This is a genomic window from Cryobacterium sp. TMT3-29-2, from assembly GCF_004564305.1.
Classification (GTDB): Bacteria; Actinomycetota; Actinomycetes; order Actinomycetales; family Microbacteriaceae; genus Cryobacterium; species Cryobacterium sinapicolor.
Window position 1 is genome coordinate 1 of the sequence record NZ_SOGK01000022.1, and the last position, 19,372, is coordinate 19,372.

The following is a 19,372-nucleotide window of genomic DNA, read 5'->3' on the forward strand; positions in this document are numbered from 1 at the left end:
GCCCAGTCCGCCGCAGCCGCACGGGGCGCCGAGCGCATCCGCAGCGCCGAGCGGGCCGTCGCCGCGCGGGCATCCGCCCAGCACTCCGCCGCCTACTCGGCCGCCCTGGCTCGGACCGGCCGGGCACAAGCTGCCTACGACAAGGCCCGGCTGGCCTACGCCGGCGCCAAGGCCGACTACGACGCCACCGTCATGCAGGCCGACCGGGTGCGCGACCTCGGCACCGCCGCCACCGCCACGGCCCAGGCATCCCGCCGGACTCTGGCCACCCTCGTTCGCGCCACCCTGCAGCAGTCCGGGCCGGAGGCCGTCGACGTGCTGCTCGCGAGCAACAGCACGGGCACCGACCTCCTCGCCCGGCTCGCCACGCTCGAGGCCCTGGAGAAGCTGACGAACAGCCTCGACGAGATGAAGGGCCGCGTCGACGCGGACACGAAGCGCGAGAGAACCCTGCAGGACCAGGACACCGCGCTGCGAGCCGTGATCGAGGCAATCCCACTCAGCGACACCCGCCTGACCATGGAAGACGCCCAGCGGGAGCTGGATGCCGCCGCCGCCGAGGTGGCCGAGCTCGCAGCGAGCACGCCAGTCGCCCTCACCCTGACGCCACTGCCCGACCCGGCGCCCGCGGCCGGCGCCGACGATTTCGGCGGTCGGCTCCGCGGCCAGCTCAGCAGCGAGGGCTGGGCCGCGCCCTCGGTCGGGTCCCTGACGGATGCCTTCGGTCCCCGGCCCGATAAACCACTGCCCGAGGTCAACGACTTCCACAGCGGCACCGACATCGGTGCGGCGTGCGGGGCGGCCGTCTACGCGGCGAGCGCGGGGGTCGTGGCCACGGCAGCACCTCTGGGCACCTACGGCAACTGGATCCTGATCGACCACGGCAACGGCATCGCCACCGGCTACGCGCACCTGGCCGAGGGCCAGACCCTCGTCAGCCCGGGCGAGGCGGTCATCGCCGGGCAGGTGATCGCGAGCATCGGCAGCACCGGATCCGCCACCGGCTGCCACCTGCACTTCGAGGTGCGAAGGGATGGCACCGCCGTCGACGCGCAGCCGTTCCTGGTGCAGCGCGGCGTGCGGTTCGGCTGAGTCCCCGTGACGGATGCCGCGGCATCCGTCGGCATGCCGCGGCCGGTCAGCCGGCCGTGATGACGAGCGCCACCGATTCGCTCGTCGACCGGCGCAGGCGCTGGGACGCACGGATGGCCCGGTACTTCAGGCCGTACTTCGTCAGCAGCGCCGCGTCCAGGACGGCGAGCGTCTCGGTATCGCTTCGCACCAACGCCTGGGCCGTGACGGTCCCGGCTCCCGCCCGGACGGCGCCGCGCGCGTTGCAGGGGGTCAGCTCGATCCGCGCGGTGTGCCCGAGCCGCTTGACCTTGCCGCTCGTGCCGCCCGTCGTGACGAGCAGCCGGCCGTCGCCCGGCACGATCCAGACCGGGGTCCTCACCGGGTCGCCGGTCTTGCGGAACGTGGTCAGGAGCACGAACTCCTCGGACCCGAGGGCCAGCAGCGCAGTTGTCATCCCTGATTATCCCGTGCGCACCCCGGCCCCTGCCCCGAACCGACGGTGAACGATGCGGATGGAATTTCTTGGCCCCTTCTTGCCATTAGATGGCAGTTGCGTTTTACTAGGTGACACAACTACCCGCACCAGCACCCGGAGAGCACCCATGGCCGAATCGTCCACCCGCACCGTGGAACGCGCCCTCGACCTGCTCGCGGTGATCTGCGACTCCGACGGGCTCACCCTCTCGGAGAGCTCCCGCGCCGTCGACCTCGCGCCGAGCACCGCCCTGCGCCTGCTGCGCACGCTCGAGACCCGCGGCTTCGTGCGGAAGACCGATGACGGCGCCTACCGGCCGGGCGGCCGCATCATCCAGCTCGGCGCCCAGTCGCTCAGCAGCGAGTCACTGGTCACCCTCTCCCGCCCGGCGATGGAGCGGCTCGTCGCCGAGACCGGTGAATCCGTCTACCTCAGCGTCGAGGGCCACGACGCCACCGGGCTCTACCTCGCCATCGTCGAGGGCACCCACTCCGTGCGCCACGCAAGCTGGGTCGGCCGCACCGTGCCGCTCGAAGGCTCCGCGGCCGGGCAGGTGCTCACCGGCCGCACCCCCGAGGCCGGCTACGTGGTCGTCGAACGTGGCGTCGAGACGGATGTCACGGCCCTGGCCGCGCCGATCCGTTCGGAAGCGAGAACGGTCGCCGCCCTGAGCCTGGTCATCCCGAGCTACCGGGTGGCGCCCGCGGACATCCGTCGCTACGGCCCGCTGCTGGCGCAGGCCGCCGGGCTGGTCTCGGCCGGGCTCGGCCGTACCGTTACCACCCTCCCCACGATTTGACCGACCCCGACTCACCCGAACGCCCAGAACGCCCCGAACCTCAAGGAGACAGTGATGTCCGAATCCCGCCCCGTGCGCGCCGCCCGCGGCAGCACGTTGACCGCGAAGAGCTGGCAGACCGAGGGCCCGCTGCGGATGCTGATGAACAACCTCGACCCCGAGGTGGCCGAACACCCGGAGAACCTCGTGGTCTACGGCGGCACAGGCAAGGCCGCCCGCAGTTGGGAGGCCTACGACGCGATCGTGCGCACGCTCACCACCCTGGAGAAGGACGAAACGCTGCTGGTGCAGTCCGGCAAGCCGGTCGGCGTGTTCCGCACGCACGAGTGGGCGCCGCGGGTGCTGATCGCCAACTCCAATCTGGTCGGCGACTGGGCCACCTGGCCGGAGTTCCGTCGTTTGGAGGCCCTCGGCTTGACGATGTACGGCCAGATGACGGCCGGTTCGTGGATCTACATCGGCACCCAGGGCATCCTGCAGGGCACCTATGAGACCTTCGCCGCCGTGGCCGCGAAAAGGTTCGGCGGCACCCTGGCCGGCACCCTCACGCTCACGGGCGGGGCCGGCGGGATGGGCGGCGCGCAACCGCTGGCCGTGACCATGAACGACGGCGCCGTGCTGATCGTCGACGTGGACGAGTCCCGGCTCCGACGCCGGGTCGAGCACGGCTACCTCGACGAACTGGCACCCGACCTCGACGATGCCGTCGCCCGGGTGCTCGCAGCGAAGAGCGAGAAGCGTGCCCTCTCGGTGGGCGTGGTCGGCAACGCGGCGACCGTGTTCGCCGAGCTGCTGGAGCGCAAGGTTCCGATCGACATCGTCACCGACCAGACCAGCGCACACGACCCGCTGGCCTACCTGCCGGAGGGCGTCACCGTGGCGGAGTGGCACGACTACGCGGCCGCGAACCCGGCGGAGTTCACCGAGCGCGCCCGGTCAGCCATGGCGAAGCAGGTCACCGCGATGGTGGGCTTCCAGGATGTCGGCGCCGAGGTCTTCGACTACGGCAACTCGATCCGGGCGGAAGCGGAGCTGGGCGGCTGCACGCGGGCGTTCGGCTTCCCCGGGTTCGTGCCCGCGTACATCCGCCCGCTGTTCGCCGAGGGCAAGGGGCCGTTCCGCTGGGTGGCGCTCTCGGGCGACCCGGCCGACATCGCGGCCACCGACAAGGCCATCGTCGAACTGTTCCCCGCCGACGACCACCTGCGCCGCTGGATCACGAAGGCACAGGACACGGTGCACTTCGAGGGTCTGCCGGCCCGGATCTGCTGGCTCGGCTACCAGGAACGGCACCTGGCCGGGCTGAAATTCAACGAGATGGTGGCGTCGGGCGAGCTGAGCGCCCCGATCGTGATCGGCCGCGACCACCTCGACTCCGGCTCGGTCGCCTCGCCGTACCGGGAGACGGAGGCGATGTTGGACGGGTCGGATGCGATCGCCGACTGGCCGCTGCTGAACGCGCTCCTGAACACGGCGTCGGGCGCCACCTGGGTGTCGATCCACCACGGCGGCGGCGTCGGGATCGGCCGCAGCATCCACGCCGGCCAGGTGATCGTGGCCGACGGCACCCCGCTGGCCGCCGAGAAGATCGCCCGGGTGCTGACCAACGACCCCGGCACCGGCGTGATGCGGCACGTCGACGCGGGGTATGAGCGCGCCGAAGAGGTGGCGCGGGAGCGCGGCCTGCGGGTGCCGATGTGGGAAACCGAGTGAGCAGGGGCACCTGCGGCGGGGCGTGCCCATGAGCGAGCTCGCCCACGGCACGCTCGCCGGACTCGCCGAGATCGACGACACCGGCCGGGACGCCCGCCGCGGCGGCTACTCCCGGCACCTCTGGCAGAACGCCGATCTCGAGTTGCGGGCCTGGTTCGCCGAGCGCGCCGGGCGCCTCGGGCTCGGCGTGGAGACCGACCGCAACGGCAACCTCTGGGCCTGGTGGGGAGAGCCGGGACCGGATGCCGTGGTCACGGGCAGCCACCTGGATTCCGTTCCCGGCGGCGGCGCCTACGACGGCCCCCTCGGTGTGGTCAGTGCGCTCGAGGCCGTGGCGCGGCTGCAGGCATCCGGTTTCACGCCGTCACGCCCCTGCGCGGTGCTCGTCTTCGCCGAGGAGGAGGGTTCCCGGTTCGGGATCGCCTGCCTGGGCTCGCGGCTGCTGACCGGAGGCATCGACGCCGATCGGGCCCGCGCGCTCGTCGACGCCGACGGCATCACCCTGGCGGACTCCGCCCGCCGCGCCGGGCTGGAACCCGCGCACCTTGGCGCCGACCCGAACGCTCTGGCCCGAATCGGCCTCTTCATCGAACTTCACGTGGAGCAGGGCCGCGGCCTGGTCGACCTGGGCCGGCCGGTTGCGGTGGCGTCGTCGATCCTGGCGCATGGACGCTGGCGCCTCACCGTGACCGGCCAGGGCAACCACGCCGGCGCCACCCCGATGCCGGGCCGCCGCGACCCGCTCGTCGCCGCCGCGCGCGCGATCGTGGCCGTGCAGGATGCCGCCCTGAACCACCCCGGCTCGCGCGCCACGGTCGGCCGCCTGGAGGTGGTGCCCGGCGGAACCAACGTGATCGCGTCATCCGTGCACGCCTGGCTCGACGCCCGCGCGCCCAGCGACTCCGAGACCCGCGCCCTGGTCGCCGGGATCGAGGAGGCCGCGATCGCGGCCGTGGCGGTGAATGGATGTTCCGTGGCCGTCACCGAGGAATCGTGGACCGGCACCGTCACGTTCGACCCTGATCTCGTCGGGCGGTTCCGGGCGGTGCTCGGCGGCTCTCGTGTGCCGGCCCTGCCGACCGGCGCCGGTCACGACGCCGGCGTGCTCGCGGCGAGTGTGCCGAGCGCCATGCTCTTCGTGCGCAACCCCACCGGGGTCTCGCATTCCCCGGAGGAATTCGCCGAGGTGGCGGATTGCGTGGCGGGGATCGACGCCCTGGAGACCCTGCTGCGGAGCCTGCTGTGAGCGGGGGCGGGATCCGGTCTCGACAGGCTCGACCACCGGTTGTTACTCCAGCGGTTGTTACTCCGACGGCCGCTCCCGGGCCAGGGTCGGCGGATTGCCCCGCGTCCGCGTTCTGGTGCGCGCTGGCGCTGGTCGAGGGGGTTGCCCTGCCCGAAGTGCGGCTCGAGGTCGGCGGCGACGGGCGCATCCAGACGGTCACCCCCCACTGCCGGCCGCGGCCCGGCGACGTGCGGCTCGGCACCGTGCTGCCGGGGCTGGCCAACGCGCACTCGCACGTGTTCCACCGGGCGCTGCGGGGCCGCACCCACGATGCCGGCGGCGACTTCTGGCAATGGCGGGAGGCCATGTACCGGGTGGCCGGCCGCCTCGACCCCGAGCACTACTTCCTGCTGGCGCGGGCGGTTTTCGCCGAGATGCTGGTCGCCGGCTTCACCGCGGTCGGCGAGTTCCATTATCTGCACCACCGGCCGGGCGGCGCGAAATACCCCACCGAGCACGCCATGGAACTGGCGCTGGCAGCCGCGGCGCAGGAGGTGGGCATCCGTCTGGTGCTGCTTGACACGCTCTATCTGGACGGCGGGGTCGGCGTGCCCCTCGCCCCTGCCCAGCGCGCCTTCGGCGACGGGTCGGCGGCAGCCTGGCTGGCGCGGTGGCACGCGCTGCGCGCGGCGCTCGGTGGTACTGCCGTGGCCGGCCTCGTAGACGGCGATGCGCCCGGCGGAGGCCCGGATGCCCGCAGCGCTGCCGGCACGGATGCCCGGGTGACCCTGGGTGCCGCGATCCACTCCGTGCGGGCGGTGACACCGACCGCGATGCGGGAGGTTCTCGAGGGGCTGCCCGGAACGGTTCCGCTGCACATCCACCTGTCGGAGCAGCCGCAGGAGAACACGGACTGCCGGGCCGCCTACGGCCGGACCCCGACCGAGGTGCTGGCCTGGCTCGGGGCGCTCACGCCGCGCCTGAGCGTCGTGCACGCCACGCACCTCACCAGTGAGGATGTGGCGCTGATCGGGACATCCGGAGCCACGGTCGTGATCTGCCCGACCACGGAGGCCGATCTCGGCGACGGGATCGGGCCGGCCCTGCGGTTGCATCGGGCCGGCGCGCGGATCGCCCTCGGCTCGGACCAGCACGCCGTCATCGACCCGCTGCTCGAGATGCGGGGCCTGGAGGCCGGCGAGCGCCTGACATCGGGCCGGCGCGGCCGCTTCACGCCCGCCGAACTGCTCGCGGCGGCCTCGGACAACGGCTACGCCGCGCTCGGGCTCGACCGGCAGCGCCTCGCGCCCGGTGACCTGTGCGACCTGGTGGAGGTGGCAGGCGACAGCATCCGCACGGCCGGATCGCTGCCGGAGCAGCTGCCGCTGACCGCGACGTCCGCGGATGTGCGCCGGGTGATCGTGGGCGGTCGGGTCGTGGCCGACTCCGGGGTGCTGGTGCCGGGCGGCTCGGGCGCGGAGGGTGGCTCGGGCGCGGAGGGCAGCTCGGGCGCGGAGGGCGAGCCTCTGCCGGGCGAGCTGCGACCCGAGATCCTGCTGCGCGACGCCCTCGCCGCGCTCCACGACACCGCTGCCCCCGCGTCAGGAGAACGACCGTGACCCCCGAACCGACCGAGCTGATCACCGGCATCCGCGAGCTGACCACCCAGACCGATGGCGCCCCGCGCCTCACCGACGCCGCCCTTGTGATCGCGGAAGGTCGCATCGCGTGGATCGGCCCGGCGTCGAAGGCACCGGCGGCCGATCTCCGCACGGATGTCGGCGGCCGGGCCGCTCTGCCCGGTTGGGTCGACAGCCACACGCACCTGGTATTCGCGGGCGACCGAGCCGCGGAGTTCGAGGCCCGGATGAGCGGGCAACCCTACGCGGCGGGCGGAATCCTCACCACCGTTGCCGCCACCCGCGCCGCGACCGAGGCGCAGCTCCTGGCCTCGGCGAGCCGGCTGCGACGGGAGGCGCAGGCGCAGGGCACCACCTTCCTCGAGTGCAAGACGGGCTATGGCCTCGACGTGGCGAGCGAGGCGCGGTCGGCTCGGGTGGCGGCATCCGTCGCCGATATCGTCACATTCCTTGGCGCGCATATAGTGCCGCCGGGCATCGACCGGCGCGGATACCTGGACCTGGTCACCGGTCCGATGCTCGCCGCCGTGGCGCCGCACGCCCAGTTCGTCGACGCGTTCTGCGAGGTGGGCGCGTTCGACCTGGAGGAGAGCCGGGAGGTGCTCGAGGCGGGCCGCGCCGCCGGGCTCGGCCTACGACTGCACGGCAACCAGCTCGGATTCAGCGGCGGGGTGCGGCTCGCGGTGGAGCTCGGCGCGGCAAGCGTCGACCACTGCAATCACCTGGAGCCGGCGGACATCGACGCCCTCGCCGGCTCGACCACCGTGGCGACCCTGCTGCCGGCCTGCGACCTGTCCACGCGCCAGCCGTTCCCGCCGGCCCGGCGGCTGCTCGACACGGGCGTGAGCATCGCCCTGGCCACCAACTGCAATCCGGGCAGCTCGTATACGACGTCGATGGCTTTCTGCGTGGCCACCGCGGTGCTGCAAATGGGTCTGACGATCGAGGAGGCGGTGTGGGCGGCGACCCGCGGCGGCGCCCGGGCACTGGGCCTCGATACGGGTTCGGACGCGGTCGGAGCCCTGCGCGTGGGCGGGCGGGCCGACCTGCAGGTGCTGGACGCGCCATCCGTCGCCCATCTCGCCTATCGCCCCGGCGTGCCGCTGACCTGGGCGGTCTGGCGGCAGGGTGTGCGGGCCGGCGTCCCCAGCCCGACACCGCTCCCGGCCTGACTGAAGGCTCTCGCTTCCCACTGTGGCCAATTCAGGACACTGGCCGGCCGCGGTGCCGCGCGCCCCGGAATTCCGCGGCGCCGCTCCCCGCTCCGTGGCCGACGCGCAGGATCTCCTGAGTTGGCCACGCTCGGGAGAAGTGGATATAACCGCTAGGGTGCTGCCGAGGGCGACACGGCACTGATCAGCACACACAGGTGGGGGTGGTGACCCTGGTCTCGGGAGTCGTCGTCCCGCTCCGGGACCCATCCCCCCTGATCAGCGTGCGACGCGCCGGCTCTCCAACCGCAGTTCGAGTTCGCTCATCACCAGGGCGGCGAGATCCGCGAGGGTCTGGAGCTCCGCCGCGGTGATGACGCGCGCTTTGAAGTCCATCACGCACATTGTGCCGAGGTTGTAGCCATTGCGGGTGGTCAGGGGAACCCCGGCATAGAACTGCAGACCGAATTTCTCGGCCACGAGCGGGTTGGCCAGCGCGCGCGGGTCGGCGCGGGCATCCTCCACCACCCACGGGCCGTCGGACATGATCGCCGAGGCACAGAGGCCCGGATCGCGCGGAATCTCCGTCAGCTCAAGGCCGTGATGAGACTTGAACCAGATGCGGTCGGTGTCGACGATGCTGATGATCGCGATCGGCACGGAGAACAGCCGGGCAGCCAGCGAAGTGATCCGGTCGAAGGCGCCGTCGGCGGGAGTGTCGAGAATATCGAGGCGCACGACCTCCTGCAGCCGGATGCGTTCGTCGCTGACCAGATGGTGCTCCTCGGCGCCGCGATGACGGCCGGTTTCCGCGATGACGGCCTGGTGCATGGCGAGCACGACCTCCGCCGTCGGCGGACGCTGCTCCGGTTCACGGGCCAGCATCGTCGACAGGAGATGACGCCACTCCGGGACGAGTTCCTCCGGGATGACCGGGTCGCGCTGGAGCCGGGCCAGGGCGGACGGGATCGGCTCCCCGGGGAAGGCGGTCTCGCCGGTGAAGCATTCCAGGAGCACGAGCCCCAGCGCATAGATGTCGCTCGCCGGGCCGACGTCTTCACCGCGGGCCTGCTCCGGGCTGAGGTAGGCGGCCGTGCCCGTCGTCATCCCCTGGTTGGTCATCCGAGCGCTGTTCGGGAACAGGGCGATGCCGAAGTCCGTCAGCCGCGCGCGGGCGCGGGAATCCGAGCTGTACTCCGCGAGGAGGATGTTCGCGGGTTTGATATCACGGTGGATGACGCCACGGCCATGGATATAGTCGAGCCCTTCCGCCAGGTCATAACCGATTTGGGCGATGTGCCGCGTCGACATCGGATGCCCGTCGAGCCGCCGGCGCAGGTCGATGCCGTCGACGAGCTCCATCACGAGGTAGATCTGCGGGTGGTCCGGGTCGGTTCGGTCCACGCCGACGTCGAACAGGGTGACCAGGCTGTGGTGGTTCAGGCTCGCCAGCACGTTGATCTCGGCTTGCTGGCGCTGAATGTCGGGCTTGTCGGTGGCGCGGAGTTCGAAGATCTTGATCGCAACATCCCGCCCCAGACGCTCGTCGGTGGCCCGGTAGACCGAAGCCATTCCGCCACGGCCGATCACGTTCTTCACCCGGTAGCGTGCGTTCAGGAACTTCGGAAACTGCTTGGTCATCGGACCCCCCTTTTGGGATTGAGTCTAAGTCAGGAATGGTCGAGTTTCTCCCCTCGGCGGTTTGAGACGGCGGCCCGCACGCCTCCGGGCCCGTACCGTGTGAAACTGAGGCCATGACGGGGATACAGGGCACGAGTCGGTTGGCGGCAGCGAGGCCGGGATGCGTAGCGGCAATGACGGTGGCGGTCCTGATGCTGACCGGATGCGCGGGTTCGATTTCAGCCCCGCCCGGCGGCGGATCGACGGCTACTCCGACGCCGTCCACGACCGCGACCGCTCGGCCGTCCACGACCGCGACCGCGACCGCTCGGCCGTCCACGACCGCGACTCCCGCTCCCGCCATCGCGGCGGACCCGACCGTTTGCGGCCCGGGCGACCTGGCCCTCTCCCTGCAGTCACGGCCGCAGGACAGCGGCATGGGCCAGTTCTTCTGGAACCTGAGCCTGACCAACACCGGCGGAGCGGCCTGCACGGTCGAGGGCTACCCGGTGACGACTCTGGTCGGCTCCGCCTCCGGTGAGCCGGTCGGCTCCGCTTCCGGCACCGAGCCGGGACGCTGGTACCCGGTGACGGTCGTCGTGCTCGAACCCGGGACATCCGCCTACAGCCTGCTCCACCTCGGCCAGGCCGGCGCGTACGACTGCCCTCTCGTGCCGGTCGGCGCCCTCGACGTGACCCTGCCCGGTTGGGACGCGGCGACCCGGGTGCCCACGCCGAACCCCATCGAGGGCTGCGACGACGACAGCACGGTGCTCGTGCGCACCGGCCCGCTGGCCCCGGCCCCGGTCACGTTCTAGCTCCGGACTCGGAAGGTCCTGGGCTGGTCACATCCGAGGCTAACTCAGGAGATCCGGTCCAGGCCGCGGTATCCGCTCCGTGATTCCGGGGACGACGGCGGCCGCTGACACCGATTCTCCTGAGTTAGCCGCAGAGTGGCGCGCATAACTCCTGCAGATTCACGGCCGCCCGCCGCGCGTCCGCAGCGGAAACACGCGGCCGATCGCCGCGCGCCTCACGAGTCGCAGGAGTCATGCGCGGGAGACGTCGGAGATGGGACCGACGGATGCGCGCAGCTCGCGCCGCTCGGCCCGGCGCTCCCGGCCGCCCTCGACCAGGAAGTACAGCACAGGCAGCACCACCAGGGTCAGTACGGTCGAGGAGACCAGTCCGCCGATGACCACGAGGGCCAGCGGCTGCGAGATGAAACCGCCCGTTCCGGTGAGGCCGGCCGCCATCGGCAGCAGCGCGAAGATCGTGGCCAGCGCGGTCATCAGGATCGGCCGCAGCCGACGGGACGCCCCGTTGACCAGGGCTTCCTGCACCGACTGCCCCCGACGCCGATACTGGTTGACCAGGTCGATCAGCACGATTGCGTTGGTCACGACGATGCCGATCAGCATCAGCACACCGATCAACGAGGGAACGCCCAGCGGGATGCCGGTGATCACCTGCAGGGCGATCGCGCCGGTCGCCGCGAACGGTACCGACACGAGCAGCAGCAGCGGCTGCAGGAGCGACCGGAAGGTCGCGACCATCACGATGTAGACGATCAGGATGGCGATCAGCAGCGCCACTCCGAGCTGCTCGAACGCCTCGGTCTGATCGGCGGTGACCCCGCCGAGCGTGGCCGTGGCACCCTCCGGCAGATCGGTGTCGGCCAGGGCGGCCGTCATCTGCGCGTTCGCCGCGCCGAGGTCGTCGATGTTCGGGGTGGCGGATACGGTCGCCGTGCGCAGTCCCTTCGTCGTGGTGAGGGTGGACGGCCCCTCCACCTGCTCGACCGTGGCCAGCGTGTCCAGGGCCACCGGCCCGGCCCGGGTTGGAATAGTCAGGGCGGCGAGCTCCGCCGTCGTGGTCGGCGGCGCGTCGGACTGCAGATAGACCGACAGGGTCGTCTCGTCGATCACGATGGATCCGATCACGCTCGGCTGCATGGCCTGCGACACCAGCGTGCCCAGGGCGAGCTCGCTCAGGCCGACGGCGCCCGCGGCATCCCGGTCGACGGTCACCGCGATGTAGGGGCGTGAGGCCGCCAGGTTGCTCGAGCTCTCCTTGATCGCGTCGAGGTCCTCCACCGCGGCGAGCACCGCGTCGGTGGCCGTTTGCAGGTCGGCGTTCGTGGCCGCTGTCACGTCGACGGCGACATCGGATGACCCGCCGAACCCGCCGCCGGACGAGACCGAGAATTCTCCGCTGCCGTCAAGGGCCGTGAGCGTGTCTCGCACGACATCCTGAACTTCGTCGGGGTCGGCCTCCCCGTCGGTGGTGATCGAGTAGGTCACGGTGCTCGACGACACCCCGCCACCGCCGAAAGCGGCCAGGGCGTTGCCGCCGCCGATGGAGACCTGCACGATGTCGACGCCCTCGGTGCCGCGAAGGGTCTTCTCGGCGACCGTCGAGGCGTCGTCCTGCGCGGCGAGGCTCGTGCCAACCGGCAGGGTCTGGGTGACCTGGAACGTGGTCTGCCCGCTCGAGCCGAGGAAATTGATCTTCATATAGGGAACCAGGGCGACCGTGCCGCCGAGCACGAGCACCGCTACGAGTAGCGTCGCGACGGCGTGGTTCAGGGTCCAGCGGATGACCGGGAGGTAGCCGGTCTGCAGACGGCTCGGGCGCTCCAGCGCCGGGGCGGCCGCGGTGCCGTTGTGGCGGGTGCGGCGCAAGGCGGTGGCGGGCTCGGCGGTCGCGCTGGACGCGCTGGTCGCGCTGGACGCGCTGGTCGCGCTGGTCGCGCTGGTCGATGCCGACGAGACCTCGGCAGTGAGCGCGCGGAGGGTTTCGACAGGCTCAACCACCGCGGCGGGCGCGACCGTCTTGGCCGGTCGCAGGAACCAGTACGCGAGCACGGGCACGATGGTCAGCGACACCAGCAGCGACGCGAGCAGGGCGATCGAAACCGTGAGGGCGAACGGCCGGAACAGCTCCCCGGTCGAGCCGCCGACGAACGCGATCGGCAGGAACACGGTGACGGTGGTGATGGTGGATGCCGTGATCGCCCCGGCCACCTCGCGCACCGCGCGCACGATGGTCGCGGCACGGTCGGCGCCCTCGACCAGGTTGCGGGTGATGTTCTCGATCACCACGATGGAGTCGTCGACGACGCGCCCGATCGCGATGGTGAGGGCGCCGAGGGTGAGGATGTTCAGCGAATAGCCCACACCCTGCAGGCCGATGAAGGTGATCAGCACCGAGGTCGGGATCGAGATCGCGGTGACCAGGGTCGCCCGCACCGAGAGCAGGAACACGAGGATCACGAGCACGGCGAAGATCAGTCCGAGCAAACCCTCCTCGGTGAGCGCGTCGATCGATTCCTGAATGAATGGCGCCTGATCGAAGACCACAGTGAAGGTCGCGCCGGAGACGGCCGCCTCCAGGTCAGGCAGGATCGCGCGCACGGCCTCGGACACGTCGACCGTGTTCGCCGCGGGCACCTTGGTGACCGAGATGGTCAGCGCCGGTTGGCCGTCGACGCGGGAGATGCTCGCGACCGGGTTCTCGCCGAGGGTGACGTTCGCGACGTCGCCAATGGTGGTCAGACCCGCGCCGGGCACCGGGGCGAGGATCGGGAGCGCCGCGATGTCCTCGGCCTCGCCGAGCTTCGAGCCGGTCTGCACCGAGAGGGTCGTGTCGGCTTCGGTCAGCGAACCAGCCGGGATCAGCGACCCGTTCTGCTGCAGCGCACTGCGGATGTCCTGGTCGGTGAGGCCTCGTTCAACCAGCTTCGCGGCATCCGGGGTGATGGTCACGCGGCGGCCGACGTCGCCGACGAGGGCCGCCTCGCGCACGCCCTCCACGTCACGGATGTCGCCGAGCACGCTGCGCTTGAGGTCGTCGGCGAGGGTCTCGGAGTCACCGCCGGACACGGCCAAGGACAGCACCGGGAAGTCGTCGATGCTGCCGGAGAGCACCTGCGGGTCGAGGTTCTCCGGCATGGTCGACTTGATGCGATTAATGGCTTGGCTGATACGCGATTCGGCCTTGACCAGATCGGTGCCGTAGGTGAACGTGGCGCTGACCAGTGACGCGTTGGTACTGCTGGTCGTCGAGGTGGATTCGAGGCCGGCGATGCCTTGGATCGCCGTCTCGATCGGCGTCGACACGTCGTCGTTGACGACCTCGGGCGAGGCGCCCGGGTAGCTCGTCGAGACCACCAGCTGCGGCAACTGCAGGGAGGGGATCAGCTCCTGCTTGAGGCTGGTCAGGGCGAGGCTGCCGAAAATGGCAACGACGATGGTGATCAGCGCGATCAGCGCCCGGTTCTTCATGCTCAAGACAGCGAGAAAATGCACCCGTTCAGTATCTCATTGCAGAGAGTGCAGACTTCCCGGCCGGGGGCATCCGTAGCTGCCGATCTGCCAAGCGAAAATCTGCCTAACGAATTCGACGGAGTATTTTCGATTTTGGGCCGGTTTTGGGTCCGGCAGGGTCAGAACCGGCAGAATCTCCGTCGAATTCGTTCGGGCCGAGGCCGGCGAAGGGGCGTACCCTCGCCCGCAAGAAGCCCCATCAACCCGAACGACAACGATAAGGAGCAACCATGTCTGTTGCACGCGTAACGACACTCAGCGTCCGGTCCGACACATCCTTCGAGGATGCCGTCGCCGCCGGAATCGCCCGGGCGAGCAAGACCCTGCGCGGGGTCTCCGGTGCCTGGGTCAAGGAGCAGAAGGTGGAGGTGACCGACGGCGAGATCACCTCGTTCAACGTCGTGATCGAGGTCACGTTCGTTCTGGAGGACTGAGCCCGGACGGCACCCGAGCGGTCGGGCAGAGCCAGCCCTGGCAGAGCGGCCGCGCAAAGCCAGGCCGGACGGAGCGGCTGGGCAGAGGAAGGCCGGGCAGAGCGGCAGGCCGGGCAGAGCGGCAGGCCGGGCAGAGCGGCTGGGCAAAGCTGTCGGGCCGTGGAGGGCCGCATCCGCGCCGCCGGGCAGCATCGATCGGCAACGTGACAGCGGACCAATAGTGTGGACTTCCATGACCCGTCGCCTCGCCCAACTGCTCATCGGCCTGTTCCTTTATGGCCTGGGGATCGCGCTGATCGTGCGGGGCGAGATCGGCGTGGCCCCGTGGGACGTGCTCACCCAGGGCATCTCGGGCCGCACCGGGCTCGGCTTCGGACTGGTCACCATCCTGATCAGCGGCGTCGTGCTGCTGATCTGGATTCCCCTGCGCCAGAAGCCGGGCGTGGGCACCGTGCTGAACGCCCTGCTCGTCGGGCCGGCGGCGGATGTCGGCCTCTGGCTGATCCCGACGGGTCTGGACCTCTGGGTTCGCATCCTGCTGTTCGCGGTCGGGCTGCTGGTGCTGGCGATCGCCACCGGCCTTTACATCGGTGCGCATTTCGGCCCCGGCCCCCGCGACGGGCTGATGACGGGCCTGCACAAGCGCACGGGCTGGCGTATCTGGATCGTGCGGACGGGCATCGAGGTGACCGTGCTCAGCATCGGCTGGGTGCTCGGCGGCAACGTGGGCATCGGCACGGTGCTCTTCGCCGTGCTCGTCGGACCGCTCTGCCACTGGACGATCCCGATCTTCGCCATCACCCTGCCCCCAGCCGACGACCCTCGGCTCGAGGAGACCCTCGAGGGTTCCGTGCCGCCCTCCGAGCCCTCGATCGACAGCCCCGCGAACTGACCGGGCGCCCGATGAACCACCGGGCCCCGCGAACCAGGCCTCGGCCGCGAGAGCGGGTGAATCGTCGGTGGAGGGCGTCAAGCCGACGATTCACGCGCTCTCCCGGATTGTGCAGCCGCAGACTGGCACCCGAAAGCGTGGGCTACGCGCAGAAGTCGACGATCGTGCGGGTCAGAATCTCGGTGAGGGCGTCGACGGATGCCGCGTCCGCCCACTCCGCGTCGGCGTGCGCTCCACCACCGTCGACGCCCACGACCAGGCAGGGTATGCCGGCCTCGTGCAGCAGTCCGGCGTCGGTCCAGAACGGCTCGCCCCGGACATCCGGACGGCGCCCGAGCACCGCGGCGGCGTGGGCGCTGAGCGTGCGCACGATCGGCCACTCCGGATCGGCCTCGAAGGCCGCGCGCGTCACCAGCCGGGTGAGCCGGAATCGGAACCCGGCGACGCTCCCGGCGAGGACGGATGCCCCGGCCCCGCTGGCCCCCGTCGCCCGCGCCGCCGCAACCAGGATCGCCGCGACGCCGCCCTTCATATCGAAGGCGCCCCGGCCGAGAACGCGGCCGTCCCGCAGTTCGCCCGAAAACGGATCCCCGGCGTAGCCGACGACCCCCACGGTGTCGAGGTGCCCGTTGAGAATCAGGGAGCGCCCTCCCCCGGTGCCGCGCCGGATGCCGACGATCGTGGGACGCCCCGGACGCTCCTCGAGGCGGTGCACCTCGAACCCGCGGTTGAAAACTGGCCTAGAACGTCGCAAAAACCCTCAGGTCCTGAAAATCTCCGTCGAATTAGTTCACCGACCGTTCCCGGGGCCGGTTCGGTACCATATTCCATGGGCGACGGCGCGGCAGAGTCAGCGAAACGGACAACAGGCACGAGCGCGAGCACCGGCACGGACTCAGGCACGAGCTCCGGTCCGGCAACACCACCCGCACGGATGCGGCCGCGCGCCTCCTGGGGACTCGTCCCCGCCGCGCTGCTCTCCGCGTCCGCCGTGCTGCTGTTCGGGGTGCGCGAGCCGCTCCCCGGCTACGCACTGCTCGCCGTGGCCGTGGGGCTCGCCTTCCTGATCGACCGAGCCCTGTTCAAGGACCTGCTCCTGCTCGCGATCGGGCTCCTGATCGTCAGCACCATCTCGGTCAAGGCCGACATCAGCTACCCGAACATGGCACTGATGGGCACCGTGCTGACCCTGGCCGTGCTCGTGCCCTACCTGCTCTCCCGCTATGCCTTCGGCGACCACGCCATCCGGTTCCCGATCCGCACCGGCCAGCGCTGGACAGCCATGGAGAAATGGTACCTGCCGCTTGTGCTGCTGCTGGGCTACCTGATCCTGCCGACCTATTTCATCCGCTCGGGCGCGTACCAGAACTGGCCCACCGTGACCGCCCCCGATGAGATCGCGCGGCTGTTCGTCGGCGTCGGCTTCGTCGGTATCTGGGACGAACTCTTCTTCATCTGCACAGCATTCGCGCTGCTCAGACGGCATTTCCCCGATTGGCAGGCCAACCTGCTGCAGGCCGTGATCTTCACCTCGTTTCTCTGGGAACTGGGCTACCAGAGCTGGGGCCCGCTGATGACGTTCCCCTTCGCGTTGCTGCAGGGCTACACGTTCGCCCTCACCAAATCGTTGACCTACGTGGTCATCGTGCACCTGCTCTTCGACGCCGTCGTGTTCCTCGTCATCGTGCACGCCCACACCCGCGAGTGGCTGCCGATCTTCCTTTACTGACGCGGCCGCGTCCGACCCGGCCGACGGCTGTCCCGGGTCGCCCACGACCAGACCCTTGCGGGTTCGGCACGGGCCGCCAATGCTGAGGGCATGTGGGCGGAAGGCGTGTGGGTGACACCGCTTCTGGTGGCGGTCGGCTGGGTCCTGGTGGGACTCGCGTCGGCGTTCGTGATGATCCGCCGCGGGCACGACGCCCCGATCTGGGTAGTCCTTGGCGTGGCCGCCGGCCCCTTCGCGATCGCACTGGCCGGCCTGGCGGTCTACCTCGAGCGGGAGGAGCTGGCCGAGGCGGCCGTGATTCCCGGGGAATCCCTCGAGGGGGACGTGCGGGTGCTCGTCTGCATCGACGGCTCCGAGGCCGCGGACCACGCCGCCGTCACGGCCGTGCTACTGCTCGGCGCACGGCTGAAGACCGTGACGCTGCTGACGGTCCTCGACTACGAAATCGCGCTCGACGTTCTGCCCGAGAAGCTCGACCGCATCGCCGCCGGCATCCAGTCCGCCGCGGTCAGCCAACTCGCCGCCCTCGCGGTGCACCCGTTCAGCACCCGGGCCACCGGGGGTGCCGTCGAGCAGATCCTGCGCCGGGCGGGCTCCGGCGCCTACGACCTCCTCGCGCTCGGCTCACACCGGCAGCGCCGCTCACGCTTCCTCGGCAGCGTGGCCCGGGAGATCGCCAACAAGGCCCCGATCCCGCTGCTCACCGTGCGCGCCGCCCCGGTCGAATCGATCGAGTCCGCCGAGCGCTCCGTCCGCCTCGGGCCGGATGCCGAGCCGGAGACCTGAGCCCCGGCTGGGAGTTCGCGCCCGCGCTTGTGGACCTGCCATACGCGATATATCGTGAGTCTCAATTGGACGCGATATATCGCGAATAGGTGGTGGGCATCCGTTGCCCGGATGCCGCACCGAAAAGGAGAATTCCATGGCTTTGGAAAAATGGCTGGTCACCCCCGGGCAGGCCAAGGTGATCGACGTCGAGGTCGTTCGCACGCTCAAGGTGGGTATGATCGGCGGCAAGATCGACGTGATCGGCCACGACGAGCCGGGCACCCGCATCGAGGTGCACAGCGTGACCGGCAAGGACCTCAAGATCTCGATCGACGGCGACACCCTCGAAATCGATCACCCGCAGCTGCGCTGGGACAACTTCATCGAGGTCTTCGCCTCGTTCCGCGGCACCGCCAAGGCGGACGTCAGCATCATGGTCCCGCGCGACGTGGCCCTGAAGCTCGGCGTGATCTCGGCTGACGCCCTGATCGCGGGCCTCACGAACGGCGCCCGACTCAGCACGGTGTCGGGCGACATCGTGGTCGACGGCGTCACCGGCGACCTGGAGCTGAACGCCGTGAACGGCGAGCTGTCGGTGCGCGGCCTCGAGGGCAGCATCGTCGCCCACACGGTCTCCGGCGATTGCACGGCAAGCGGGGCCATCCGTCGTTTCAGTCTCGACGGGGTCAACAGCGAGGTGTTCCTCGACATCGAGGGCACCCCCGATTCCATCAACACGAACACGGTCAGCGGCAACCTCACCGTGCGCCTCGGCGCCGAGGTGACGACCCGCTACCGGTTGAACACGGTCTCGGGCACGCTGCAGCTCGACGACCAGACCATCCGCGGCACGTTCGGCAAGGGCTACGAGTCCAGCGCCGGCGGCCTCGAGGGCAGCTGGCTCGAACTGCAGGCCAACTCGGTGTCTGGTGACATCACGGTGGTGCGTCGCAGCGTCGAGCCGGCGTCCGCGCCTGCCTCCGCGGGCCAGTCCGGCGAGCGCGCCGATACCGAACCGAGCGACGCCCGCGCCGACGGGGAGGCCACCGAATGACCCCCGTTTTCGCCCACGGCAGCCTCCGCCTCTACCTGCTCAGCCTGCTCGCCGATCAGCCGCGGCACGGCTACGAGCTGATCCAGGCGCTCAGCGACCGCTTCGGCGGAACCTATATCCCGAGCGCCGGCACCATCTACCCTCGACTGGCGAAGCTTGAAGAAGAGGGGCTCGTGACCAAGTCGACGGATGGCCGCAAGACCGTCTACGAGATCACCGACGCCGGCCGCGCCGAACTCCAGGCCCGCCAGGGTGACCTGCACGACCTCGAAACCGAGGTTGCCGACTCTGTGCGGCGACTGGCCGACGAGGTGCGGTCGGGAGTCAGTGCGGCGATGCGCAGTCTGCGGCTCGACCTGGCCTCCGCCAAGCGCCAGGCGGGCGATGCCCGCAGCGCACGCAAGGCAGGCACCACCGCGGGTACCGCCGCCGGCAATGCCGCGCGCACCGCGGCCGGCGCCGCGGCAGGC

Annotated in this window: 17 protein-coding genes; 13 read left to right on the top strand and 4 right to left on the bottom strand. The window is 70.5% G+C overall.

Annotated elements, in window-relative coordinates; translation table 11 throughout:
- On the top strand, nucleotides 1–1,092 hold a 1,092-nt coding region (locus E3O67_RS02885; protein ID WP_135101807.1), incomplete at its 5' end, for a M23 family metallopeptidase.
- A 46-nt stretch (nucleotides 1,093–1,138) separates the two neighbouring features.
- Here the strand turns inward: E3O67_RS02885 and E3O67_RS02890 are convergent.
- Entirely contained in the window at nucleotides 1,139–1,528 is a 390-nt protein-coding gene (locus E3O67_RS02890) for a PPOX class F420-dependent oxidoreductase (RefSeq protein ID WP_134426760.1), read from the bottom strand.
- Nucleotides 1,529–1,676: 148 nt separating this feature from the next.
- Between E3O67_RS02890 and E3O67_RS02895 the strand changes: the two genes are divergently transcribed.
- The 5 genes from E3O67_RS02895 to hutI all read left to right on the top strand — a co-directional run bounded on the left by E3O67_RS02895 (nucleotide 1,677) and on the right by hutI (nucleotide 8,098).
- Entirely contained in the window at nucleotides 1,677–2,348 is a 672-nt protein-coding gene (locus tag E3O67_RS02895; protein ID WP_135101809.1) for an IclR family transcriptional regulator, read from the top strand.
- 54 nt (nucleotides 2,349–2,402) lie between these two features.
- The gene (gene hutU, locus E3O67_RS02900; protein ID WP_135101811.1) at nucleotides 2,403–4,061 is read left to right on the top strand and encodes a urocanate hydratase; all 1,659 of its coding nucleotides are present in this window, start codon (nucleotides 2,403–2,405) and stop codon (nucleotides 4,059–4,061) included.
- 28 nt (nucleotides 4,062–4,089) lie between these two features.
- Nucleotides 4,090–5,307, top strand: coding sequence for an allantoate amidohydrolase (locus E3O67_RS02905; RefSeq protein ID WP_134426766.1), 1,218 nt, complete (start codon nucleotides 4,090–4,092; stop codon nucleotides 5,305–5,307).
- Nucleotides 5,308–5,462: 155 nt separating this feature from the next.
- The gene (locus E3O67_RS02910) at nucleotides 5,463–6,905 is read left to right on the top strand and encodes an amidohydrolase family protein (protein ID WP_241981955.1); all 1,443 of its coding nucleotides are present in this window, start codon (nucleotides 5,463–5,465) and stop codon (nucleotides 6,903–6,905) included.
- Entirely contained in the window at nucleotides 6,902–8,098 is a 1,197-nt protein-coding gene (gene hutI, locus E3O67_RS02915) for an imidazolonepropionase (protein WP_135101813.1), read from the top strand. The genes E3O67_RS02910 and hutI overlap by 4 nt, the downstream gene beginning before the upstream one ends.
- A gap of 258 nt (nucleotides 8,099–8,356) precedes the next feature.
- On the opposite strand, the gene E3O67_RS02920 is transcribed toward hutI, so the two are convergent.
- Nucleotides 8,357–9,718 carry a GAF domain-containing serine/threonine-protein kinase gene (locus tag E3O67_RS02920; protein ID WP_135101815.1) on the bottom strand — a complete coding sequence of 454 codons (1,362 nt, stop codon included), beginning with the start codon at nucleotides 9,716–9,718 and terminating at the stop codon, nucleotides 8,357–8,359.
- A 173-nt stretch (nucleotides 9,719–9,891) separates the two neighbouring features.
- Between E3O67_RS02920 and E3O67_RS02925 the strand changes: the two genes are divergently transcribed.
- Nucleotides 9,892–10,515, top strand: coding sequence for a DUF4232 domain-containing protein (locus E3O67_RS02925; RefSeq protein ID WP_167726445.1), 624 nt, complete (start codon nucleotides 9,892–9,894; stop codon nucleotides 10,513–10,515).
- 231 nt (nucleotides 10,516–10,746) lie between these two features.
- On the opposite strand, the gene E3O67_RS02930 is transcribed toward E3O67_RS02925, so the two are convergent.
- Nucleotides 10,747–14,007: an efflux RND transporter permease subunit gene (locus E3O67_RS02930; protein WP_135101819.1), complete on the bottom strand. Its 3,261-nt coding sequence runs from the start codon at nucleotides 14,005–14,007 to the stop codon at nucleotides 10,747–10,749.
- 248 nt (nucleotides 14,008–14,255) lie between these two features.
- Here E3O67_RS02930 and E3O67_RS02935 point away from each other — a divergent pair, with 248 nt between their 5' ends.
- Together E3O67_RS02935 and E3O67_RS02940 are read left to right on the top strand one after the other, a co-directional pair.
- Complete coding sequence (locus tag E3O67_RS02935) at nucleotides 14,256–14,459, top strand: dodecin family protein (RefSeq protein WP_134426776.1); 204 nt, start codon at nucleotides 14,256–14,258, stop codon at nucleotides 14,457–14,459.
- Between the two features lie 232 nt (nucleotides 14,460–14,691).
- Nucleotides 14,692–15,351, top strand: a complete 660-nt coding sequence (locus E3O67_RS02940; RefSeq protein ID WP_241981957.1) for a YitT family protein — start codon at nucleotides 14,692–14,694, stop codon at nucleotides 15,349–15,351.
- 142 nt (nucleotides 15,352–15,493) lie between these two features.
- Here E3O67_RS02940 and E3O67_RS02945 read toward each other — a convergent pair whose 3' ends face one another.
- Nucleotides 15,494–16,066, bottom strand: a complete 573-nt coding sequence (locus tag E3O67_RS02945) for a M20/M25/M40 family metallo-hydrolase (RefSeq protein ID WP_241981959.1) — start codon at nucleotides 16,064–16,066, stop codon at nucleotides 15,494–15,496.
- A gap of 219 nt (nucleotides 16,067–16,285) precedes the next feature.
- Here E3O67_RS02945 and E3O67_RS02950 point away from each other — a divergent pair, with 219 nt between their 5' ends.
- The 4 genes from E3O67_RS02950 to E3O67_RS02965 form a co-directional block, all read left to right on the top strand.
- Nucleotides 16,286–17,080 (top strand): CPBP family intramembrane glutamic endopeptidase, encoded by a 795-nt coding sequence (locus E3O67_RS02950; protein ID WP_135101827.1) that lies wholly within the window; start codon nucleotides 16,286–16,288, stop codon nucleotides 17,078–17,080.
- Between the two features lie 111 nt (nucleotides 17,081–17,191).
- Nucleotides 17,192–17,866: a universal stress protein gene (locus E3O67_RS02955; protein ID WP_166786877.1), complete on the top strand. Its 675-nt coding sequence runs from the start codon at nucleotides 17,192–17,194 to the stop codon at nucleotides 17,864–17,866.
- Between the two features lie 136 nt (nucleotides 17,867–18,002).
- Nucleotides 18,003–18,902: a DUF4097 family beta strand repeat-containing protein gene (locus E3O67_RS02960; RefSeq protein WP_166786878.1), complete on the top strand. Its 900-nt coding sequence runs from the start codon at nucleotides 18,003–18,005 to the stop codon at nucleotides 18,900–18,902.
- The coding region (locus E3O67_RS02965; protein ID WP_135101823.1) for a PadR family transcriptional regulator at nucleotides 18,899–19,372 on the top strand (474 nt) is incomplete at its 3' end. The genes E3O67_RS02960 and E3O67_RS02965, both read left to right, overlap by 4 nt.